Consider the following 22,704-nt stretch of genomic DNA (forward strand, 5'->3'; position numbering starts at 1 on the left):
GCGGACTGTGGCCCCAACGCCGAAAGGCGTTGGGGCCACAGTACGTTCAGCGACTATTGCCGGCCGTGGAAGGCGGCGGCGACGATCGCTGCGGCGACCAGTGCCAGCGCTGCGGCGGTCGCCGCGGTGGCGCCGATCCCCGAATCGAAGGCGACGCGTGCCGACTCCATCAGGTGGTTGCCGAGCTCGGTCGGCAGGGTCCGGGCCACCGAGATGGCGCCGCCGATGCTCTCCCCGGCGTCGGCCGACTGACCGGGTGAAAGTGCCCCGGGCAGTTCGACGTTCGCGCGATAGAACGCGGTGAACATGGTGCCCAGCCCGGCGGTGCCGATCACCGCACCCAACTCGTAGGCGGTCTCCGACACCGCTGACGCCGCGCCGGCCTTCTCGGGCGGCACCGACGCCACGATGGTGTCGTTCGAGATCGTCTGCGAGACGCCGACACCCAGTTCGAGCACGGTGAACGACGCGATGACCCCGACCATGGTCAGGTCGTGGCGGAACATCAGGATCAACAGAAAGCCGGCGGCGACCAGGAGCAGGCCGGTCACCATCAGCGTCTGCGGCGCAAACCGCTTGGCCAGCCGCACCACGCCGATGCCCGCGATCGTCGAGGCCGCCGCACCCGGCAGCATGACCAGCGCAGCGGTCAGCGGGTCCAGCCCGAGTACCAGCTGCAGGTGCTGCGAGACGAAGAACAGGAACCCGATGAGGCCGACCATCGACAGGAAGTTGGCCAGGATCGACGCCGTGAAGGGGCCGTGACCGAACAGTCGCATGTCGAGAATCGGTGTGGCACTGCTGTTCTGCCGACGCACGAACCAGATGCCCGCGGCGACGCCGAGGGCGACGGCGGTGAGCGTCAGAGCCGAGATGCCGTCGTGCGCGGCGGTCTTGATCGCCCACACCACCGGCAGCATGGCCGCCAGCGACAGCAGCACGCTGAGCGCGTCGACCGGGCCCGGGTTCGGGTCCCGCGATTCAGGCACCAGCTTGGGCGCCAGCACCAGCAGCGGTAGCAGGATCGGCACGGCGATCATGAAGACCGCACCCCAGTGGAAGTGCTGCAGCAGCAGGCCGCCGACGATCGGGCCGAGGGCCGAGCCGGCCGCGAAGCACGACGCCCAGACGGCGATGGCGAGCCGGCGCGACGTGGCTTCGGTGAAGATGTTGCGGATCAGCGACAGCGTCGACGGCATCAGCATGGCGCCGAAGACACCGAGCGCGGCACGAGCGGCCACCAGGTAGCCGGCGCTGGGCGCGAACGCCGCAGCGGCCGAGATGACGGCGAACCCGACGGCGCCGATGAGCAGCAGCCGGCGCCGGCCGAACCGGTCGCCGAGGCTGCCCATGGTCACCAAAAGTGTTGCCAGCACCAGGGAATAGATGTCGACGAGCCACAGCTGCGTGGCGGCTGACGGGCGGAACTCTGCGGCGATGCTGGGCAGCGCGAAGGCCAGCACCGTGTTGTCGATGGAGATGAGCAGCACGGGCAGCATCAGCACTGCCAGCGCCCACCAATGGCGTTGCGGTGTCCGGTTCGTCACCTCGTTGGTGACGAGACTGATGGACATGGGTGTTACCTAACTTGTTGAGGTGAAAGCAAATTCAGGCGGATCAGGATGGATCCGGGGTGATGGTGCCGGCCGTCAGGCTGGCCATGATGGCGTCGACGATCTCGACCCGCGGCGCGATGTTCCGGCGCAGTGCCTCGTATCCGGCGTCGAGCAGGGCCCAGAAAACCAGGCGCGGCCACTCCGGTGGGCTGGTCTGCGGTCGTGCCGAAACCCGCGCCAGCACTTCGGCTATCGCCTCGTCGCCGGTGTCGAGGATCGCGGACAGCTCCGGATCGGCGACGATGGTCGGCTCGTTGTAGACGAAAGGCACGATGGGGCCGAGGTCCAATTGGGATTCGACCACGCGGCGCAGCGCCGCGAGCGGCGGGCCGCAGGTCGGCTCGGCTTTGTCGATGGCGGCGTTACATATCTCGTGCACGTACAGGGCGACGGCGCGGATCAGCTCGGAGCGCTCGGCGAAGTAGCGGTGCAGCGTGCTGCGGCCGACGTTCGCGGCGGTGGCGATATCGCTCAACGACGCCGCGGGGTTGGTCGCCAGGACGGCGGTGGCGGCGTCGAGGATCGCCTTCCGGGTACGCGAACGCACACCGGTGTCGAGCGATTTCAGTTCAGCCATGCATCAAAAGTAGCACGATTGATCGAAAATAGGACATATATGTCCCAATATGGAGATGGAGCTCACCAAGGCGGGGCGGGCCAACCATTTCCGGGGACTCGGGCCATGTCATCCGCGGCGTCAAAAAACTAGACTTGACGGTATCTATTACTGATTTTGAGTTGTTAGTTTCCGGAGGCGGGCCATGGCCACGTACAGGAAGATTGCATCGACAACAGCACTCGCCGCGGGCCTCGTAGCTGCGGTTCTGGGTATCGGTTCGGGAACTGCCGGCGCCTCGCCGGCACATGACCCGGGCATGATTCCGATGGACCACGGTTGGGGCGGCGGCGACTGGGATGACCACCACGGCTGGGGCTGGGGCCACCGTGGCTGGGGCGGCGGCGATCAAGGCTGGGGTGGCCCCGGGTGGCCGCCGCCGTGCGTCACCGTTCCGTTTGTCAGCATCTGCGCATAAGTCGACCGGGCCTTCGGAGGTAAGGCCGGCTGGGCGCCAATTCCCGGGTCGGGTTGCGGCCCGGGTGGGTGGCCGCTGTTGTCCTGAAACAAAGCCGGCCCCGACCAGATTTCCGTGGTCAGGGCCTTGCTCACTTGTCGGGGTGGCGGGATTTGAACCCACGACCTCTTCTGCTGGCCCGAGCCGAACTTGTCGGTGGGCGGGTGCAGGCTGGGCTCAATCGATCGGGAAGGGGTGGGTATGTGCTGGAAATGCGAGAACCCAAACGGCACCACTGAGGAGTACCTCGACATGTTGCGCGGGATCATGAAAGACCACGGATGGGCTGTCCAGTTTGTTGAAGACGATCGTCGGCCATTCGCGTACACAATCGGCCTGCACCACTTGGGATTGCCCGAGTTGCTGGTCACGGGTTTGCCTCCGCGAACGGCCGGTCGTGTGCTGAATTCACTCGGCCATCAGATTGTCGAGGATGGCACGTTTTTGCGGCCAGCCATGCAGATCGACTATCAGGGTGAATTCATGTTCGAGGTCATCGATGTCGAACATCCGGATGTGCATTTGAAGAATGCGGTCGCACTGTGTAGCCCGCGAATCCGTGCGTTCCAACTCGTGTGGACCGATGCCCGTGGTTGCTGGCCGTGGGATCGAGGGTGGAGCCACGGTCGCCGTAGGCAACCGGTCCTTGGTGTCCGCACGCAACCGAACGGCGAACCGGCCGCATAAACGCTCAAGGCACCGACCAGATTTCGCTGGTCAGTGCCTTGAGCGCTTGGCGGGGTGGCTGTCGGGCGCAGGGAGTCTTAGCGGGCGTCGTGTGTAGGCGCTAGTCGCGCCAGCGTTCCCCAAGCGCCTTCGCTGCGGTGGAGACCTTCATCACCAAGCGGCCTTCGCGGTTCTTCACAGGACTGAAGCCGAAATGCACGTAGAACGCCTCTGCCTCGGCATCAATGGCGTCCACCACAATTAGGCGGCCGCCGCCGATCTCAGAAGCAGCTACGGCTTTGCCGAGCGCGTCGACTAGTAGCTGTTCCCCGTAGCCACTTCCGCGAAGCGAACTGTCGAGGGCTAGTCGTGCTATGAGATACCCCGGGATTCTGGAGTATCCGCCTGCGAGGCGGCCTGATACCCCGTCATCTTTGCGGACCACCTCGGTAGGGCATATGGCGAAGTAGGCGCAAACCTTGGGCTCATCAACCGGAGTCCATACATAGACGTGTGCGATCCCACTGTTGTCCGCGCGGACAGCATCGTCTAGCAACCACTTGTTCAACGGCTCCTTTCCGCAGTCGAACCCCTCGAGTATGTGGTCGTCGTCTAACCGCGCGGACTCGAAGTACATCAGCGCCTCTTGAACACCGCAGGCTTACGCGCTGCTGCGGCCAGTCGCGGCGCAGCATCTGCAACGTCCAGTGAGGACATCAACGCATCGAACTGTTCGGATTCCATGACCGTCACCAGCTCTTGTCGCAAGACATCTTCCGCGCGCTGAAGTGCAGCCTTGCGTACAAACTCTGAGGTCTGTTCGTGGACCGCGCTTGCGGCACGCTGGATGCGCACCAAGCTCTCCTCTTCCATTCGGAACTCCACTCGTTCCGTTTTTGCAGCCATCGGTGACACCTCCTAGCTACGCGTCTGCGTAGCTACGAGCGTACGGCGGATGTCCGTACAAAGCTATAGCACTGCTATGGGCGAACTGCGGAAATGTGCGGGTGGGCCTGCTTTGTAAACAAAGCAGGCCCCGACCAGATTTCCCTGGTCAGGGCCTTGCTCACTTGTCGGGGTGGCGGGATTCGAACCCACGACCTCTTCGTCCCGAACCACGCCACCTGGGGTTTTGATGACGTTGGGTACGTTGGCCCGCGTAAGTTTTCCCAGCTCAGCTGCATTGGGTGGGTTGGCGCGCGCAGGAGTCGCGAAAATCTACTGCGGACTGCCTGCGGACTGAGACACCTTGGTGGTCAAGGCCGCCTTTGATTTACCGAGAGCGGGAACCTTGAAATCAGGATGTCAGTTTGGACGCTTACTCGACGGGCTTGCAACACCAGATCACGACGGATCCGCAACCAAAGATCACGTCTGCGAATGGACCTCGCGTTCCTCGCATTCCTCGCTTCCACTAGTAGTGCGTTGCTCCTTATTTCTGCGTGGCGGTGTCAGCTACTGGGGTCCGCGTTGCTTTGGAAGGCCACCAGCTGGCTTCGCGTAGAAGTGTGGCGATGGCGGGCACGGTGAGGGTGCGCACGAGGAAGGTATCGAGCAGCAATCCGAAGCCGATGATGAGGCCGGCTTGGATCATGATGGCGACTGAGCCGACCATGAGGCCGAACATGCTGGCGGCGAATATCAGACCAGCTGAGGTGATGACGGCTCCGGTGTTTGCCACGGTGCGCAGGACGCCGACGCGGATGTTGGTCCCGGATTCTTCGCGGAGCCGTGAGACGAGCAGCATGTTGTAGTCGGCGCCGACGGCGACGAGGATGATGAATGCCAGTAATGGTACGGGCCAAGCGATTTCGTAGCCCAGTCCCCATTGGAATACCACAACGCCGATGCCGAGCGAGGCGAGGTAGTTGAGCACGACGGTGCCTAAGAGGTAGAGCGGCGCCAGGAGTGCGCGCAGCAGTAGGACCAGGATGACGCCGACGATGATTATGGTGGCGACGGCCAGTTGTGCGAAGTCGGCCCATAGGAATCGTTGGATATCGGAGTTGACGGCGGGGAAGCCGGCGACGGATACGGTGGCGTCGGCGAGCGACGTGTTGGGTCGTGCGGTGTTGGCGGTGTCGGTGATGCGGCTGGCGAGCTCCATGGCTTCGACGCTGTAAGGGTCGTGGCTGCTTTCGATCATGAACCGCGCGGTCTTGCCGTCCGGTGAGAGGAATTGCTTGGCAACATCGGTGAATTGCCGGTTCTCGAATGCATTAGCGGGCAAGTAGAAACCGCTCGAGGAGTCGGAGTCCGCCGCTGCGCGTGAGGAATTCTGTAGTTGGGTGGCGATCTGGCTCATACCGGACAGCATTTCGATGTTGCTGTCGGCGAGGGTGCGGACACCGGTCGCGAGTGCTTGAGCGCCGGAGGCCAGCTGTCCGATTCCCTCCTGTAGTCGGCGGAGGTTGGTGGCCAGGTCGTCGGGATCACCCAGGGCTCCGAATGCCTTGTCCAGCGAGGCGACTGCGTTCTGGACGTTGGCGAGGGTGCCACCAACGGTGGCATTGGTCGCGGGATCGTAGCGGTCCCCGAGGTCGGCGATCTGGTCGAAGAATCCGCTGTCGCGCAGGCTGACCAAAATCTTCACCTGGTCACGAATTTGGGCGCACTGCGGGGTGGCGGCACACCACGGTGAGGTGTTGAGCGCGCCCACGAGTGGATCGAGCTGGGTGATCGCGTTCTGCGCCTGGTTGGCCAGCGGTCGCAGTCCTGGGCCGGATTGGATGGCTTGGTCGACGGCGGGGGCGGTGGCGGAAAGTTGTTGCAGCAGCGGGCGGAACTGGTTGACCTGAGTTCCCGCGGATTGAGCTTGGGTGAGGATTCCGGCCAGTGGCGCGAGGGCGGTGCGCACCGTGCCATCGAGTTGGGCGAGGCCGTCGGCGAGCTGGTCGGCGCCGCCTGTGAGTTTGGCGAGGTCGTCTTTGCGTGAGTTGCCCTCGGCGACCGCGCCGGCCATTTTGTCGCCGATCTGGCCGTTCTGCCAGGCCAGTTCTGCTTGGTCGAGGCGCTCCCCGGTGGGGCGGGTGACTCCGGACACCCTGGTGACGCCGGGGATCTGGGAGACGCGAGAGGCCATCTCGTCGAGATCGGCCAGCCCCCTCCCGGTCCGCATGTCGGTCGGGTTCTCTACGACGAGGAACTCGCTGATGACGACGTCCTTGCGGAAGTGGCGGTCCAGAAGTTGGTAGCCCTGGTTGCTGGCCGTGGTGTCTGGTTGTCCCTTGCGGTCGTCGTAGCTGATTTTGATGGTCGCAGCGGCTGCCGATAGGGCGAGCAGGATGGCCAGGCTGACGATCAGCAGTGGCACCGGACGGCGGACCACGGCGACGGCGACGCTGTTCCAGTAGCGGCGGGTGCGATCGGATTTGGGTTCACCGATGCCGCGTTTGGCGGCTAGCGACAGCACGGGTGGCAGCAGGGTGACGGTCGCCAGAAATCCGAACAGCACGGCGATGGCGCACGCGGGGCCCAGGGCGGCGAAGACGCTGAGCCGCGCGAAGACCATGGCCAAGAACGCGAGTGCCACGGTGGCGGCGGACGCCAGGATGACGCGCCCGATGCTGGCGGTGGCGTGGATGATCGCCTGATCGGCGGGTACTTGGGCGCGGCGCTGCTCGTGGTACCGGCTGATCAGAAAAACTGTGTAATCAGTTCCGGCGCCGAGCAGGATCGCCGTCATGAATGCGACGGTGAACTGGGAGACCGGCATGCCCATCTCGCCGAGGGCGGATAGCACGCCGCGCCCAACCGCCAGGCTCAACCCGATTACCAGCAGTGGCAACAGCGCGGTGAACACTGACCGGTAGACGATCAGCAAGATCAGGGCGATCACGCCGGCGGTAGCGATCGAGATGAACAGCAGGTCGTGCTCGGCGGAGGCGATCATGTCGCTGAAGGTCGCCGGTGGTCCCGTCACTTGGACGGTCGTGGTCGATCCGGTGAACACCTCCGCGGCGATGTCGCGCACCGCGTTCAAGGATTCGGCTGCCGTGGGGTCTCCGAGGGTGCCGGTGACACCGACGGGCAGATACCAGGCTTTGCGGTCGGCGCTGACTGCCTGAGCTTCGGTAATCGGATCGGCCAGCAGGTCCTGCACCAGCAGGACGTGGTCGCCCTCGGCCTGCAACCGGCGCACGAGTTCGCCGTAGCGCTGCCGTGCAGTTGGAGTCAAGCCAGTGGGGTCTTCCATGGCGACGAACACCATGGTTTTCGAGCCTTCTTCGCCGAACGCGGCGCTCATGCGGTCAACCGTCTGCAAGGACGGGGCGTCGCGAGGAATGAGGTCCACCGACTGTTGGCGCACCACGGTTTCCAGCTGTGGGAACAGCAGCGCGAGAACCACCGCGGCGCCTAGCCATACCCCGATGACGAGCGCTTTGTGTCGGAGGGTGAACCGGGCCAGGGTCGCCAACCGTTCGCTGTACTCGCGAGTGTCGGCCGGATCGGTGGATCCGTTGGCGCGCCGACCAGGCCGCTTGGCCTGGCTTGGGGCATCTGCACTGCCGTCGGTCACTTGGCCTCCACTGGTAGCGATACTGCCGGTATCGGTACGCTACCGCACGTAGTGCAAGTGGTGACGGCGACCGGTGGGGGCCTCGCTCAAGAGCGTGATGAGTCGACTCCCTACGGGATTGCGGCGGGCCAGTCGGCCGCGAATACCTGCACGGCGTGCAGGGCGCCTCCTACCGCCACCGTCGCCAGTGCCGCACGATCACTGCTGGGGGCGGGAATGACGACAGCCGCTGCCACGTCTCTGAGAACTCGAAGTTTGAGCGTTCTGATCGTCAATCGCTGCCCTCCGCGGAGTCCTATGGTGGCACGCGCCCCCATTGGGGGCGGATGCTACCAAAGTGTTGCGACCTACTGTGGTTTGCCAAGATGGACATGTGCGGACGCGGTCGAAGAGATGGGGCGGGCGTACCGGTGCTGAACGCCGGGCGGAGCGCCGTCAGCGCCTCATTGATGCCGCGACGGAAATCTGGAGTGAAAGCGGTTGGGCAGCAGTCACGATGAGAGGAGTGTGCGCCAAAACCGGCCTGAACGACCGTTACTTCTACGAAGACTTCAAGACCCGCGACGAGTTACTTGTCGCTGCATGGGACGGCGTGCGCAACGAGATGCTCGGTGAGGTTTCTGCGACGCTCGCAGAACGCATCGGGCAGCCGCCGATGGAGACCATCCGCGTGACCATCGCCGCGGTGGTCGACCGGATTGCAGAGGATCCGGGCAGGGCGAAGATTCTACTGGCTCAACACGTGGGCAGTTCCCCGCTTCAGGATCGGCGCGCTGTCGCACTGCAGGAGGCGACACACCTGGTGATCGCAGCCAGTGAGCCACACCTGAGGCCGGAAGCCGATGAAACCGCCCTTCGGATGGACACACTGGTGGCCGTTGGTGGCTTCGTCGAATTGATCACCGCATGGCATGCAGGTTTGCTTGACGTCATCCAGGGGGAGATCGTGGAGCACACGAGTCGGCTTGCCGAGACGCTCGCCGAACGTTATTTGGTCGACGACGCTGGCCTCTAATGTTGTACAGCGGCGTTCATGTGTTCAGTCCGGAATGAAGCAAGCGGAGGCACCTCGACATTCGCGAAGCGCGGCCGGGAGGCGCCAGAAGCTAACTCTGAGGTTTGGCTTTGGTCGTGGCCGACTCGACTGCGTTCTGCAGCAGCACATAGCTGCCGAGGCTGCCCAGGAAACCTGCGCAGTGCTGAACGAGTTCATCGGTGGTGAACTCGAGTTCTCCGTCGAGCCAGCGGCGCAAGACTTCGAATAACCCACCCACACCCAATGTCGAGGCCAAATGGGCAACGCCCACTGCGGAGTCGGCGATGTCAAGGTGAAGTCTGGCCTCACGCAATACGAGGTCGGTGAAACCGGTCATCATGTCGCTGCGTAACTCCCGAAGCAGCGGCTCCGTTGCAGATTCCACGAACAAGATCCGACCCAGTCGAGGATCATTGTTGATCATGCTGACCAGCCCGCGGATCGGCGCGTACGCGAGCACCTCGGGTGGGGCGCCGGCATCGGGGATCGCGTCAACTATCACCTCCTGGAAGGTTGCGTAGAGCTGCTGGTAGACAGCTCGCAAGAGGGCGTCTCTGTCAGGGAAATGCTGATAGAAGTAGCGTGACGTCACGCCGGACTCAGCGCATACGGCAGTCACCGTGGCGGCGGCAACGCCGTGCGTGCCGATCAACTCCATCGCGGCCTCGATGAGACGCGTGCGCCTGTTCCGGTGACGCTCCTCGGCGGACATCCCGCTGTACACCCGCACCGATCGCACAACGCATAGCTTGCCATCTAATTCTGACTAGGCGTAAAGTCAGATCATCAGTGCCCATGACAACAGGAGAACAACATGAGCGACGATTCGTCCACACGGCCCACCACGCGGGTCGTCCCGAAGCCCCGCCGTGTCCGATTCGACATGCCTGCTGAGACCAGTCGGCAGCACTTCGTCGATGGCGACTTGGTGATGAGCCACTTTGTGTCCACCTTGTCGGCCACGTTCCCCGAAGGCGAAGACTTCTTCATCCGGTCAGTCCGCGAGTACCGGGACCACATCAGCGACGCTGACCTGAAGGAGGCGGTCAAGGGATTCATCGCTCAAGAGGCCACCCACCGGCACCAGCATCGGCTGCTCAACGATCGCCTTCAAGCGATGGGCTATCCCACCGAGGGGATCGATCGGCATATCAAGAAGTTGGTTGGCCGACTCGAGAAGCGTTTTTCTCCCAAGATGCGCCTGGCTGTGACGGCAGCCCTCGAGCACTACACGGCGACATTCGCCGAGATCATTCTCACCAGCGACGAAGCTCAAGAACTGATCGGCTACACCGAGGTGCGGCCGATTCTGCTTTGGCACGCACTGGAGGAATGCGAGCACAAGGCCGTCGCTTTCGATGTCTACGAGACGGTCGGTGGAAGCGAACGCACCAGGGTCTGGGGAATGCGGATCGCCAGTCTCCTATTGTTCACCGAGTTGGTCATCCAGACCACCCGCTCTCTGGCCGGCGATCGTGCCGCCTACAACCCGGTGCGGTTGCTGCGCAGCCTTCGAGCCTTCCGTCATAACCCGCTGTTCAGCCGAGCAGCGATTGAGCGCTTCCGTTCCTACACCCACGCCGGGTTCCATCCCGACGACTGGGATAGCGCAGAAATCCTCGAACGTTGGACCAAGGAACTCTTCGACGCCGATGGCGGCCAACAGCTACGGAGTAACGTGTAGGTCGACAAGTACTTTTGTGGTGAAAGCCGCCATATGGAACGACCTCTTCACGAAGAAGTGCGTTGCGCCGTGGCCGCATCGCGCGTTCAGGCATTCCGCTGATGCGGGCGGAAGGGCCATTACCGCCGTCCCGTCAGCGTCCGAAGACGTCCCGGCAAATCTGCACACAAGTTGGCGCCGTGTCAGCGAGCGCGCATGTCTTCTACGAATTGCTGTCCGGAGTTGCGATGCCGTTCGCGTCGGTGATTGGTCCGGTGCCGGCAGCGACGGGTTGGGGCATGAGCACCGCAGTAGTACTTCGCATGGCGGAACGTGCCGATAAGCGTCACGAGGCTGTCCTCGGTGTTGTGAACGGCCTGTTCCTGACGACCGTGTTGGCTCACTTCATACACTGGCCGAAGCGCTGGAGATTTGGTGTGCCAAGCCTGTCCGAGTGCGAAGGACTATGCGGCCCAATCCTGGTGCCTTACAACGGTATTCTTTACATTTCGGGGCTCAGTGCTGTAGCCGGATTGCTGGAGAATGGTCGCCGAGGTGCGGTCCGTGGTGCGATCGTCCCGCTGCTGGGTGTTCCAGTTCTCCTTCGACTGCAGCGGATGGAATTCCGTCGGCTCAGTCTTCAGGCCCGGCGCAATCCTCGGTGGTGGAATCGCCGTCTGCAGATGCAACCGCCCGACCGTTCGACATCGTCAGATCCCGACCAACAGGTGCTAGGGGCAGAGTCATAGCACGGAGTCGACATGGCGAGCCGATCACCCTTCAGTCAACGGAGGGTCGAACTCCGTCAGGGGGCCATCCTTCGAGGCCGTCTTCTAGCGGCACGTGCAAGGACCGCAGCAGCGCTGAGAACAATCTCCAATTCCCGATCGCGGCGACGAGTTCGACGAGGACGGCCGGGTCCCCGTGCAACGCGCGCTGACACTCAGCCCAGGTTTCATCCGAGATGGTGCCGTCACGCAACGTCTCGTCTGTCGCCGCCAGTACCGCCCGCTCGGCTTCGCCGAAGTGGCCGGCGTTCTGCCAGTCGCGCACCCCGAGCAGGTCGCGTTCGGGCACATCGAGCAAGCGGGCAACCCTCCAGTGTTGCGTCCACTCATAGACCGAATTAGTGACCCAGCCGATTCGCATGATGATCAGCTCCCGTAGCCGCGCATCCAGCGCGCCTTTCCACAGCAACGCCTCCAGCATTCCATGCAATGCGACGGCTACAGGGGGCTGATGAAGCGCGATCCTGAAAACAGACAGTTCAGCCATGGCGTCCGGAATCCCGCATTGAGCGGCGCGCTCGCGGGCATCTGTCAGGGCAAGCATGTCAACCCGGCTTTGGCTGCTCACGGTGGATCCTTCCGGTTGGGCGCTAGTTGGCGCTGTCAGGCGATCGGCACAAAGACGTTGTGCAGAGCGGGGACCCGGTCCGGCTCGTTGCCGGCCAGAAGGTCGAGCAGCCCGGGCAGGCCGGCGAAACCGGTGATCTCGCGGTGCAATTCTTCGAAGGGCCAACGCCTAGAGACCAGCAGCTCGATGGCGCTCTGGTAGGCGGGGTAGTCGACCCCCAACGAACCGAAGATGCGTAGTTCCTTGAATACGAGCAGGTCTGGCTCGAAGCCCGGCGCTCCGCCGCCGCCGCGTGTGCCCGCGACCACCACGCGTCCGCCGGGCTGCGCGAGTGCGACGGCGTCCGCGAATGCGGCTGGCGCCTTCGCGGTGACGTCGACGACGACATCTGCGAGCCGGCCGGTCGCCATTTGCAGGGCCTGCGCCGGGTCGTCTTCGGTGACGTCGATGGTCAGGTCCACGCCGAACTGGTGGGCTGCGGCTAGCCGAGTTCGGTCGCGAGGGCCGACCCCGGTCATCGCGACGAATGCCGCTCCGGCCTCCTTGGCGGCTACGGCAGCACAAATCCCGCGGATCCCTGGTCCGAGGACCGCGACGACGTCGCCCGGGCTTGTCTCGGGCAACATGGCAGCCCATTTGATCCCTGCCCCAAGCGGATTGAACAACGTCGCGACGATCGGGTCGAGTCCGTCCGGGACCGGCAACGGCATGGAATCGAACGGCAGATGCAGGTGGGTTGCATAGCCTCCCCACAGGCCGGGCGGGATGTTCACGTCGACGAAGCCGAACATGGTGGCGAGGCCGTTGCTCGAGCACCTGCGATACTCGCCGCGGCCGCACGAGTCGCACTCCCGACACGATCGGAACACCTCGACGGCGACTCGCTGACCCACCGAGACGCCCCAACGCTCGCGCGCGGCGTCACCGATTCCCTCGATGACGCCGATGATCTCGTGTCCGGGGATGAAGGCGAACCCCGTCGGCAGGTGTCCGCTGAACTGCTCGTGGTCGGTTCCGCAGAGCCCGCACGCCTCGATCCGCAGGAGACCGGACTCGTCGTCGATGCGCGGCACCGGAAGATGCCGCCGTTCAAGGGTGCGCGGCTTGGTCAGCACGAGCGCGTCGGCGTTCACGACAGTTCGAATTCGACGTGTCCGTCCGCCTGCCGCACGGCGACTTGGTGTCCGACGCACATGTCTCGTGACATTGCCACCGCCACCTCGGCATCGTCACTGCGCGCCGCGACGCGGCGGCCGTCGGTCATGCGCGCGAAAATCGGCACCCAGGAGGGGCCTTGGTCACGGTCGTGCACGACGGTGTATCCATCTATGGTCGCCTCTCCGGATGCGTCGGCGGGAGAAGCGACCGGGAGGGAGGTGCCGTCGATCGCAGACTGCGCATCGGCCATGTCCGGAGTCTGCCATCCCGTTGGCGGTGGAGTCGCCGACCACAGACCCAGCGAGTGCTTTGTGATGTACCAGCCCAGTCCGGACACGAGCCCGACGGCGTCCGGGTCGCTCCTGCAGCGTCGCACCATCTCGACGATCGAATGGCTGACATAGTTGTTACCCGGCCCTCCGTGGTAGGGCAGTCCGCCGGTCACCGTGAACCCGCGGTCATCCGCCGGGTCGAGATCCAAGGCGTCGATCGCCGCCTCGACCGCGGAAGGAAAGCAAGAGTAGAAATCAAACCATCTAATGTCGTCGATGTGAAGTCCACTGGCCGCCAATACCGCCTTGCCGGCGGCCCTTATTCCGGCGGAACGACCCAGATCAGGCCGCTGAACCGGGAAATACACGTCGTTGCATGTGGCCGACGACCACGGGAAGACCCAACGATCACTGGGCACTCCGAGTTCCTCGGCGACTTCGGCGGCCATGATCACGAAAGCGGCAGCCATATCCACGGCGATGATGCTGTTGAGCAGCTTCGGGTACGGCTCGCACACCATCCGGTTAGCCGGGGAGACCGTGCTGAGCTCGTCTGCGCTACGGGCACGCGGAAACCAGGCCTGCTCGAGATGTCGGGACGCCTCAACCGTGAACGGAGCCATCAAGTCACCCAGCCAGCGGCGCTGTTCGTCGAATGTGCGGCCTGATCGGGCCGCGATCGCGGATTCGAAGATCGGGTACACCTCGTGCGGCCAATGTAACCCGGCGCCCACCTCGGCTTCGCTCAGTCCCGGGCGGGTGTCACCGAGTGACTCGTCCTGTGCTGCGATGGGTTTGGGCTCCAAAAGTGCGCTACCGGATGCGACTTTGCGTGCTGACGCGCCGCTTTCCGCTCCGACGATCAGAGCCGCGTCGCTGACGCCGCGCCAAATGCGGCGGCCGAGGACCTCGACCAGATACTGGGGGGTGTTGCCGCCGACCGGACAACTGATGCGATGATCCGGCGTCAGCCCAGTCGCTTCGGCAATCCTCGACGCGGGGTTGTCGCGTGGGATCATCAAGATTCCGGGCGTCGCCACGGTATCGATGCGATGCCCGATCGCGGCCGAAGCATCATGCAGCGCTCGACGCGCGGCCTCGGCGGCCAAATCGATGGGATCGACGGTGCCTTCACCGCGATGTGTGAGTTCACCGACGCCGACGACAACCGGAGTGCGTGGTGGGATGGCCAACGGTCAGATCACGCTCATCGTCGAGGTCTTCTATGCGACACGACTGCGATATTGTCACATCCGTTTCCATGCGACAACCGCGGGTGTTCGACAGAGCGAGTCCCTTGACAGGGCATACTCGTACCCGTGACGAAGAGATCGTTGCGGCGGGGCGACGCGACTCCTGGGCGAAACCGCGATATGGCGCGCGATCGCCTACTCGACGCCGCCGAAACGTGCCTGCAAGGCAAGGGGCTGTCGGGCACCACGATGGAGGATATCGCCAGGCATGCGGGCGTATCGCGCGCCACGGTCTATCGCTACTTCGCTAGTCGCGAATCCGTCGTATCCGGTGTCATCGTCCGCGCAGCGGAACGCTACCTGCACCGCACCAGCGGACGGATCTTGGCGCACACCGACTTGGGCTCTGCCATATTGGACTTCGTTGCAGTCACGGTGCGCGCGGCACGCCGCGAACCGATAATCGGCATGCTCTTCGCCAGCGACGATGAACTCGCCGGCGTGGGACTGGCCGAGGGAACGTCGGTGGCGCTGTTCGAACTCGTCGCCGAGTTTCTGCGACCCGTGTTCGCCGCACACTGGCATCAACTCGAAGCCGGCGTTTCGGTCGATGACGCCGCCGAATGGATTTTGCGCATCATCCTCAGCTTGCTCGCGGTTCGCGGCCCCCGGCACCGCAGCCCCGAAGGAATCGATGCTTTCTTGCGCCGATTCCTGCTTCCCGCGCTACTGGCCGACACTCACAGTTGCATTGCTGCGACAACTGCGGAGTAGTGTCTCAGCGATGGCATCGGTATCGCTGAACGAAACGAGGCGCTGACCATGGACTTCCCCCAGTTCAACAAGCAAATAGCCGAGGAGCTCCAGCACGCGGGGGGAACCTCGGGAGGGCTCGCCAAGTACTTGGACTTCCGCCACATCGAGTTCTCCGCCGGGAGACTGGTAGTGGAAATGGACGCCCGAGCCGATTTGTTGACTCCTTTCGGCACTCTGCATGGCGGATGCCTGTCAGCGATGGTCGACCACTGCTTGGGCGTGGTGTTCTATCCGGTGATCCCACCTGGGTCATGGGTGGCCACAACCGAATTCAAACTGAACCTCCTACGTCCGGTGTCCAGTGGAGTCTGCGTTGCGGTCGCCGACATCATCGCGCTGGGGAAGCGTAGCGGCGTCGCCAGGATCGACATCACCAATACGGGACGCCCGGTATGCGCCGCACAGGGAACAGTGACCGTCGTCGCCCAGAGCGCCTCGTGATCCGGTCGCGGAACGAGAACGCTGCCCAAGGCGACCATCGAGGACACAGCAAATGACCTCAACGTTCGAGCGCGTCCGCAACGAAGACGGAACCGCCCTTGCAGCCGATGTCTACCGACACGAATCCGCCCGCGCGGTCGTCATACTGCTGCACGGCGGTGGACAGAACCGCCATGCCTGGGCGACTACGGCGCGCCGCTTACACGCGCGCGGGTATACCGTCGTCGCTTACGACGCCCGCGGTCACGGCGACAGCGAGTGGGACCCCGATGGTCGATACGATCTCGACCGACTTGCATCCGACCTGCTGTCGATTCGCCGATATGCCAGCGATGGCCGCCCGCCAGCTGTCGTTGGCGCATCCTTGGGCGGCATGACGGTGTTGGGAACGCATTTGGTGGCGCCTGCCGATCTGTGGGGAGCCGTCGTACTGGTCGACATAACTCCGCGAATGGAGTTTCACGGAGCACGCCGCGTCGTGTCTTTCATGGGCGCCCATCCCGACGGATTCGATACGCTCGACGCGGCCGCGGACGTCATTGCCCAGTACAACCGGCATCGCGCTCGGCCCAAGAACTTGGACGGTCTCCGAAAGGTCTTGCAGCAGCGCGACGACGGTCGGTGGATCTGGCGATGGGATCCGGCGTTCATAGCTTCCAACTTCGAGTTCCTGCAGGGCGACCCAGCAACTGGTGCCAAAGAATTCGGCGCCATAAGCGACCTTCTCATCGAAGGGGCCCGCCGCGTGCGAGCACCAACGCTTCTCATTCGCGGCGTTCACTCCGACGTGACGTCGCAGCAGTCGGTCGAGGAGTTCCTCGAAGTCGTACCGCACGCCGAGGCTGTCGACGTTTCGGGCACGGGCCACATGGTTGCGGGCGACGACAACGACGCCTTCACTTCGGCAGTCGCAGATTTTCTCGACCGCACGCTGAACGACTCGTCGGACTGAGCGTCTTTCAGGGCCTTGCGATGGCCGCGGCCCGGCGACGTCAGGTTGTCAAGGCCTCACGAACCGCTTCCGTGAACGCATTCCTCGGGGGGGTTGCACATCCGCGGGTACGAAGGCCTCGATGCCAAACGAAAATACCGACAACGCCAGACCGAGCAACGGCCAGACCGACGAAGATGAGCTTCCACGTCCACACCTCCAGCGGGGCCCGGAGCACAAGACGCCGACCACGGAACTCGACGCTGCACACCCGGATCCCAACACCCCGCGGCTGTCATATCCGGCCGAAAGGCGAGGAGGTAGTTCCGGGATGAGTTCTATCAACGTCGCAACTGGCCGGGTTTTCAACCGTCGTCAACATCGACAATGAGATCGGCTTGGGGAGACGAAGGCGAAGGCCTTGCTGGGCTCAGTGGCACGCTCTTTACGCGCTCAAAGCTGGCCCGAGGAACCGCTCAATGATCTCACGTTCTGTGCCAGGAACGCTTGCCGGCCAGTGCCACAGCGCAAGCACTGCGCGTACGAACCACTGGGCGGCGGCCTCGTCGTGACGGTCTGAGCCGATCATGCTTGTCGCGATGCCGGTGACGATGGGCGAGGTCTCGATCCATCGCCGGTTCTTCGGATTGGATGACCGAAGCAGTTGTTGGACAATGTGTTCCGTGCGGAGGTGGTGTAGGGCCACGCTGACGGCGACGACGATCCGCTCATGCCCTGTCAAATCGCAGATTGCGTCGTCCACGGCGTTTACGATGCGCGACGACAGCCTCACCACGACCGCTTCGCAAATCGCGGCTTTCCCACCCGCGTGACGGTAGATCGTTGCCGGCGAACAGTGGACCGACGCGGCGAGTTCGTGGATGGAGAAATCATCGAAGCCTCGGCGTCCGATCAAACTCGCGGCCGCCTGGAGAATCCTTTCAGTCGCAGCGGCCGCTCTGGGCTGCTCGAGTAGCCAGTCGTTGCCTGTCACTTCCAAGGCCTTCCGATGTTCGACACCCCTGGTCGGCTTGGGAGAATTCTCGGAATGAGAATTAATAGACTCTCCCAATCGCAGTATTAGCATTTCACAGCTCTATAGTGATAATCCAGACCCGCCGAGGGCAGACGATTTCCTATCAACTGTTGCCGCACCATTGACGCGGTGGATCGCCGTTGGCCAGCCTTGATGCCATGACATACTGCGCAGCGCGCTCAGGCACCAACCGTCCGGCGACCTTAGCGGGGACTACCGATGAGTAGATGGCTCTCGGATAGCGCGGTGCGGCAAATCGGGGCACCGGTGGTGGCGGCTGTCGGAATGAACATTGCTGCGGCCGTACGGGTCCGGCGCCGTGGCTATGCAGGATGGACCGGTGCGGTAAACACCGATTACGATCCACTCGATCCAGCGACCGCGGCGCAGCCATTCGATGCCTATCGCGCGCTGCACGCCGGAGGGCGGGTGCACTACAACCCCAAACGTGCGACCTTCATTCTGAGCCGACACGAAGACATCCGAGCAGCCCTACGCGACACCGACGCCGTCACAAGTAGCCAGGGCGTCACCCGAATGAAGATCTCGGCACCGATCTTGGTGCTCACCGACGGCGATGACCACACCCGGCTTCGCAAACAGGTTCAACCCGGGTTCACCAGGGGAGCTATGAGCGACTGGCAGGGGATGGCAGACCAACTCGCCAAAGAACTCGTCGCCGACGTCGTCGCCAACCCCGGTTGCGACGTTATGGAGCGCCTCGCCGTGCCTTTGCCCATCCGAATGATCGCGCACATAATCGGGATTCCGCCCGAAGATGTCCAGAACTTCCGATCATGGTCCGAAGACGGTGTCGGCGTCATCAATGCCGGCGTGAGCCCCGCCGGGCTGCGGCAGGGGCTCAAGGGGGTTCGGGCGATTGCGGCACTGCGCCGGTACTTCAAGGATCAGTTGGCCTCGGGCAAGCTCAAGGGGTCAGATACCGTACTGGGTCGGCTCGTCGATAACAACGAGGACGGCAAGCTCTCCGACGACGAGCTCTTCTTCATCGCGATGCTCCTGTTATTCGCTGGGAATGAAACCACCACCAACCTCATCGGCGGGATGTTCGACACCCTTGCCCACGCCCCCGATCAGTTCGCCATGATCCGAGACGATCCCGACCTGATCCCCAGCGCTGTCGAGGAACAGCTGCGGTACTCGGCGCCCATCCAAAACCTGTACCGCTACACTCGCACCGACTACAGGGTCGGCGAGGTGACTATCCCGAGCGGGTCGCGGCTCTTGTTGGCATTCGGCGCGGCCAATCGCGACCCTGAGGTCTTCGAGGATCCCGATACCTACCGCGCTGACCGAAATCCGCGCAATCACATCGCATTCGGCTACGGCGTTCACATGTGCATCGGAGCAACCCTCAGTCGCATGGAGGGCCAGGCGGTGCTCCGCGAACTCACTTCCCAAGCCTCGGCCATCGCAGCGGCCGGTTCGGCCACCTGGTCAACCAACAGCTCACTTCGGGGCACCACTTATCTGCCGATTCGGCTGACACCCGCGCGGTGATGAACGAGGACTGTCCGAGAAACCGATGCGTGAATCAACGCGTAATCGGTGACGGTGGATCTCAGCTGGGTGCGCCACGCCAGAGCGTGGGCTTGGCCGCAGTCGACCGCGGTACTCCTCGCAGCGTAGTAACACCGGTAGTCTCGGACGGATGGGTGTGGTGACCGACGGCGATCCGGATGTCTCGGGCCTCGTGGTCCGAGTCCGATTCATGTTTCGACGCTGCCACCGGGCTCTACTGCGGGAAGGCTGATCGGGTGGAGTCGTCGGTCGCCGCCGTACGACACTGAAGCACCCCCCTTTCGCCGAAGCTCATGGGCGTCAGGGACGCTCAAGCACCTATCGCAAGGTGACAGGCGAGCGCATGGCAAGACCCACCCGCAACACATGCCGGATGTCGTGTTCCTCCCGGTTGTCTCGGCCGACAAGTCCCAACCCTGCGCCTCTAAACGTTAGCGACAAATAACATCTTCAGCTATTTGCAGCGGTGACCTTGGCTACTCGTCGCGACAACACTTCCCAAACCCGAGCTCCGCCTCCGGTGTCGTGCCTCAGCGCTGGACGACGCCGCCCTCGACACCGGTGAATCGCCTGCGCAGCTCGGTCTTGAGGAGCTTGCCGGTGGCGTTGCGGGGCAGCTCGGCAAGGAAGTGCACCTCGCGCGGGCACTTGAAATGCGCCAGCCGTTCGCGGCACCAGGCGATCAGTTCGTCGGCGCCGGGTACCTGTTCGGCGGCTGGGTCGGCCACCACCACGGCGACGACGCGCTCACCCCACTTGTCGTCCGGACCGCCGACGACCGCGGCGTCGAGCACACCGGGGTGACGGAACAGCACCTGCTCGACCTCGATGGGGTAGACATTTTCCCCGCCCGAGATGATCATGTCCTTCTTGCGGTCGACGAGCGTGATGTAGCCGTCGACGTCGATCCGGCCGAGATCGCCGGTGTGGAACCAGCCGCCCCGGAAGGCCTCGGCGGTGGTCGCCGGCTTCATCCAGTACCCGACGAACACGTTGGGTCCGCGCACCAGGAGCTCGCCGACGGTGTCGGCCGGGACGTCCCGGTCGTCGGCGTCGACGATTCGGGCATCGACGTGCATGGCGACCCGGCCGATCGACCCGGCCCGCGTGGTGATGTTGGCGGCGTCCAAGACCGAGACCATGGGGGCGGTCTCGGTCATCCCGAATCCCTCGGTGAAGGGGACTCCGCGTTGGTGCATGAAGTCGATGACAGTCAGCGGCATCGGTGCGCCGCCGCCCATGGCCAGACGCAGCGCGGAGAGGTCGTAGGAGTCGAAGTCGGGCACCTGGGTCAGCGCCGACCACATCGCCGGCACCATGAACTGGACGGTGGCCCGGCTCTCGGCCATCGCCTTGAGCGTGCCCACCGGGTCGAACGACGGCAGGATCACGCTGGTCCCGCCGACGTAGAGCAACGGCAACGTATGTACCCCGAGCCCGCCGATGTGGAACATCGGGGCGACTGCGACAGTCACGTCGCTGCCGGTCAGGCCTTGTTCGGCGCCCAGCACGTTGATGGCGTTCCACAGTAGGTTGTCGTGGGTGAGGATGGCGCCCTTCGGGCGGCCGGTGGTGCCCGAGGTGTACATGATGAACGCGGGGTCGCGGCCCTCGACGTCGCTGTCGAGTGGCGCGGGCGCACCGTCGGAGAGCAGGTCGGTGTAGGGGATCTCGCCGTCGGCCGGGGCGCCCCCGGCCCGGAGGGTGTGGCGGACCCGGACCCCAGGCTCGGTCAGCGCGCTGACCGCCGCCGCTGCTAGCGGCGCGTGGAACACGAACACGTCGGCGCCGGAGTCGGCGAGGATGTAGCCGATCTCCGGGCCGGCGAGCCGGACGTTGATCGGGATGGTGATGGCGCCGATCTTCGCGCAGCCGAGGAGGACCTCCAGGAACTCGACCGAGTTCACCAGCAGTATGGCCACCCGGTCCCCCTTACGGACACCGAGACGCAACAGGCTCGAGGCCACCTGGTTGGTGCGCCGATCGAAGTCGGAGTACGTGAAGCTGGTGTCACCTTGGACGAGCGCTGTGCGCTGCCCGTTGAGGAAGGCCCGTTTGGTGACCCACTGACCGATACCGCGATCCATGTTGATTTGCCTCCTCGGCAGTTTTGGTTGACAAATGCTCGTTAAGGCAGGACCCGGCCCCGGCGGGCGACCGATCACCACTGTCCGTCTTGGTAGACGGAAGCGGACAGGAACGGATGAAGGATGCTCAGTACGATCGTGGCAGGTTGAGGCTGTGCTGTGCCACGTAGTTGAGGATCATCTCTCGGCTGATCGGCGCGGTCCGCATCAGCCGTGCCGGGCCCCAGAGAGTGGCCAGCCCGTACTCGGTGGCCAACCCGTTGCCGCCGTGGGTCTGGATCGCCTGGTCGAGGGCGAGGATGCCCGCCTCGGCCGCAGCGTATTTGGCCATGTTCGACGCCTCCGCGGAACCGGGATCGCCGGCGTCGTGCAATGAGGCCGCCCGCTGGGTCATCAGCCGGGCCAGCTCCAGCTGGATTTTAGCGTGCGCAAGCGGGTGGGACAGGCCCTGGTGGGCTCCGATCGGCACGTCCCAGACCTTGCGCTCGCGCGCGTAGGCAGAGGCCTTGTCCAGCGCGTAGCGGCCGATGCCGTTTCCCAGGGCGGCGCCCATGATGCGTTCGGGGTTGAGGCCCATGAATACCTGACGCAAACCGTCGTTTTCCGCGCCGATCAGGTTCTCGGCCGGCACCCGCACGTCGTCGAAGAACAGCGTGAACTGCTTTTCAGGTGTCACCGCCTGTACCGGGATGAGGGTCTTGGTCAGCCCGGGCGCGTCGGTCGGGACCACGAGCAGGCTCAGCCGTCCGCGTCCGCGGTCGTCGGTCGCGGTGCGGGTGACGACCAGGATGGCCTCCGCCTCGTCGACGCCGGAAATGTAGTACTTGGTGCCGTTGAGTATCCAATCCCCGCCGACGCGCTTGGCGTAGGTGGAGATGTTGTGCGAGTTCGAGCCCGCATCCGGCTCGGTGATCGCGAACGCCATGATGACCTCGCCGCTGGCGATGCCCGGCAGCCAGCGTGCCTTGAGTTCGTCGCTGCCGAAAGCCTGGATGATCGTGCCGCAGATGGTGGGGGAGACCACCGTCATCAGCAGCGGGCAGCCGGCCGCGGCCAGTTCCTCACCGACGATCTGCATGTCGTAGATGCCGCCGCCACCGCCGCCGTACTCCTCGGCGATGTTGATCCCGAGGAACCCCTGTTCCCCGACGGCGTGCCAGAGTTCCGAACTCTTTTCCCCGCCGAGCGACTTGGCCACGTAGTAGTCGTGCCCGAAGTCCTTGGCGATCTCGGACACGGCCTTGCGCAGCGCTCGCCGCTCCTCGGTCTCGTGCAGTTCCATACCGCTCTCCTACTTCG

At 64.0% G+C, this 22,704-nt stretch carries 21 protein-coding genes; 9 read left to right on the forward strand and 12 right to left on the reverse strand.

The genetic code is table 11. The annotated features are described in order from the left end of the window. Positions 1-53: 53 nt before the first annotated feature. Both lfrA and TL10_RS06585 read right to left on the reverse strand, forming a co-directional pair. Entirely contained in the window at positions 54-1,574 is a 1,521-nt protein-coding gene (gene lfrA / locus TL10_RS06580) for an efflux MFS transporter LfrA (protein ID WP_043985014.1), read from the reverse strand. Between the two features lie 43 nt (positions 1,575-1,617). Continuing rightward, a complete protein-coding gene (locus TL10_RS06585) occupies positions 1,618-2,193 on the reverse strand; it encodes a TetR/AcrR family transcriptional regulator (RefSeq protein ID WP_043985015.1) in 576 nt (191 codons plus the stop codon). A gap of 184 nt (positions 2,194-2,377) precedes the next feature. Here TL10_RS06585 and TL10_RS30040 point away from each other — a divergent pair, with 184 nt between their 5' ends. Beyond that, positions 2,378-2,650, forward strand: coding sequence for a hypothetical protein (locus TL10_RS30040; protein WP_081936730.1), 273 nt, complete (start codon positions 2,378-2,380; stop codon positions 2,648-2,650). 291 nt (positions 2,651-2,941) lie between these two features. Continuing rightward, positions 2,942-3,376, forward strand: a complete 435-nt coding sequence (locus TL10_RS06590; protein WP_234711384.1) for a DUF4262 domain-containing protein — start codon at positions 2,942-2,944, stop codon at positions 3,374-3,376. Positions 3,377-3,476: 100 nt separating this feature from the next. On the opposite strand, the gene TL10_RS06595 is transcribed toward TL10_RS06590, so the two are convergent. From TL10_RS06595 to TL10_RS06605, 3 genes are all read right to left on the reverse strand, one after another. Further along, the gene (locus TL10_RS06595; protein WP_043985017.1) at positions 3,477-3,992 is read right to left on the reverse strand and encodes a GNAT family N-acetyltransferase; all 516 of its coding nucleotides are present in this window, start codon (positions 3,990-3,992) and stop codon (positions 3,477-3,479) included. After that, positions 3,992-4,261, reverse strand: coding sequence for a type II toxin-antitoxin system TacA family antitoxin (locus TL10_RS06600; RefSeq protein ID WP_043397243.1), 270 nt, complete (start codon positions 4,259-4,261; stop codon positions 3,992-3,994). Before TL10_RS06600 ends, TL10_RS06595 begins: the two co-directional genes overlap by 1 nt. Positions 4,262-4,787: 526 nt before the next feature. Further along, positions 4,788-7,874, reverse strand: a complete 3,087-nt coding sequence (locus TL10_RS06605; RefSeq protein ID WP_043985018.1) for an MMPL/RND family transporter — start codon at positions 7,872-7,874, stop codon at positions 4,788-4,790. Between the two features lie 373 nt (positions 7,875-8,247). Here TL10_RS06605 and TL10_RS06610 point away from each other — a divergent pair, with 373 nt between their 5' ends. After that, positions 8,248-8,889: a TetR/AcrR family transcriptional regulator gene (locus TL10_RS06610; RefSeq protein ID WP_085981140.1), complete on the forward strand. Its 642-nt coding sequence runs from the start codon at positions 8,248-8,250 to the stop codon at positions 8,887-8,889. 91 nt (positions 8,890-8,980) lie between these two features. On the opposite strand, the gene TL10_RS06615 is transcribed toward TL10_RS06610, so the two are convergent. Then, positions 8,981-9,622 carry a TetR/AcrR family transcriptional regulator gene (locus TL10_RS06615; protein WP_011895470.1) on the reverse strand — a complete coding sequence of 214 codons (642 nt, stop codon included), beginning with the start codon at positions 9,620-9,622 and terminating at the stop codon, positions 8,981-8,983. A gap of 102 nt (positions 9,623-9,724) precedes the next feature. Here TL10_RS06615 and TL10_RS06620 point away from each other — a divergent pair, with 102 nt between their 5' ends. Together TL10_RS06620 and TL10_RS30885 are read left to right on the forward strand one after the other, a co-directional pair. Continuing rightward, complete coding sequence (locus tag TL10_RS06620; RefSeq protein ID WP_011895469.1) at positions 9,725-10,594, forward strand: metal-dependent hydrolase; 870 nt, start codon at positions 9,725-9,727, stop codon at positions 10,592-10,594. A 179-nt stretch (positions 10,595-10,773) separates the two neighbouring features. Further along, positions 10,774-11,322: a hypothetical protein gene (locus TL10_RS30885; RefSeq protein ID WP_052537336.1), complete on the forward strand. Its 549-nt coding sequence runs from the start codon at positions 10,774-10,776 to the stop codon at positions 11,320-11,322. Positions 11,323-11,353: 31 nt separating this feature from the next. Here TL10_RS30885 and TL10_RS06625 read toward each other — a convergent pair whose 3' ends face one another. The 3 genes from TL10_RS06625 to TL10_RS06635 are packed head-to-tail and all read right to left on the reverse strand — an operon-like array spanning position 11,354 to position 14,552. Continuing rightward, positions 11,354-11,929: a carboxymuconolactone decarboxylase family protein gene (locus tag TL10_RS06625; protein ID WP_043985021.1), complete on the reverse strand. Its 576-nt coding sequence runs from the start codon at positions 11,927-11,929 to the stop codon at positions 11,354-11,356. Between the two features lie 35 nt (positions 11,930-11,964). Further along, positions 11,965-13,062 carry a zinc-dependent alcohol dehydrogenase gene (locus TL10_RS06630; protein WP_043985022.1) on the reverse strand — a complete coding sequence of 366 codons (1,098 nt, stop codon included), beginning with the start codon at positions 13,060-13,062 and terminating at the stop codon, positions 11,965-11,967. Further along, positions 13,059-14,552, reverse strand: coding sequence for an acetyl-CoA acetyltransferase (locus TL10_RS06635; protein ID WP_041800306.1), 1,494 nt, complete (start codon positions 14,550-14,552; stop codon positions 13,059-13,061). The genes TL10_RS06630 and TL10_RS06635 overlap by 4 nt, the downstream gene beginning before the upstream one ends. Positions 14,553-14,732: 180 nt before the next feature. Here TL10_RS06635 and TL10_RS06640 point away from each other — a divergent pair, with 180 nt between their 5' ends. Genes TL10_RS06640 through TL10_RS06650 form a run of 3 tightly spaced genes read left to right on the forward strand, consistent with a single transcriptional unit; the run spans position 14,733 to position 16,761 of the window. Continuing rightward, on the forward strand, positions 14,733-15,326 hold the full coding sequence (locus TL10_RS06640; protein ID WP_011895464.1) for a TetR/AcrR family transcriptional regulator: 594 nt from the start codon (positions 14,733-14,735) through the stop codon (positions 15,324-15,326). Between the two features lie 48 nt (positions 15,327-15,374). Beyond that, positions 15,375-15,809, forward strand: coding sequence for a PaaI family thioesterase (locus TL10_RS06645; RefSeq protein WP_011895463.1), 435 nt, complete (start codon positions 15,375-15,377; stop codon positions 15,807-15,809). Between the two features lie 52 nt (positions 15,810-15,861). Beyond that, a complete protein-coding gene (locus TL10_RS06650; protein WP_011895462.1) occupies positions 15,862-16,761 on the forward strand; it encodes an alpha/beta fold hydrolase in 900 nt (299 codons plus the stop codon). 424 nt (positions 16,762-17,185) lie between these two features. Here TL10_RS06650 and TL10_RS06655 read toward each other — a convergent pair whose 3' ends face one another. After that, positions 17,186-17,734, reverse strand: a complete 549-nt coding sequence (locus TL10_RS06655) for a TetR/AcrR family transcriptional regulator (protein ID WP_043985023.1) — start codon at positions 17,732-17,734, stop codon at positions 17,186-17,188. Positions 17,735-17,995: 261 nt separating this feature from the next. Here TL10_RS06655 and TL10_RS06660 point away from each other — a divergent pair, with 261 nt between their 5' ends. After that, positions 17,996-19,297, forward strand: coding sequence for a cytochrome P450 (locus TL10_RS06660; RefSeq protein WP_043985024.1), 1,302 nt, complete (start codon positions 17,996-17,998; stop codon positions 19,295-19,297). A gap of 551 nt (positions 19,298-19,848) precedes the next feature. Here TL10_RS06660 and TL10_RS06665 read toward each other — a convergent pair. Together TL10_RS06665 and TL10_RS06670 are read right to left on the reverse strand one after the other, a co-directional pair. Beyond that, positions 19,849-21,405: an acyl-CoA synthetase gene (locus TL10_RS06665; protein ID WP_043985025.1), complete on the reverse strand. Its 1,557-nt coding sequence runs from the start codon at positions 21,403-21,405 to the stop codon at positions 19,849-19,851. A gap of 127 nt (positions 21,406-21,532) precedes the next feature. Continuing rightward, entirely contained in the window at positions 21,533-22,687 is a 1,155-nt protein-coding gene (locus TL10_RS06670; protein ID WP_043985026.1) for an acyl-CoA dehydrogenase family protein, read from the reverse strand. Positions 22,688-22,704 lie beyond the last annotated feature (17 nt).

Origin of the sequence: Mycolicibacterium llatzerense (assembly GCF_000878195.1) — a bacterium.
In the GTDB taxonomy this organism is placed as follows: domain Bacteria; phylum Actinomycetota; class Actinomycetes; order Mycobacteriales; family Mycobacteriaceae; genus Mycobacterium; species Mycobacterium llatzerense.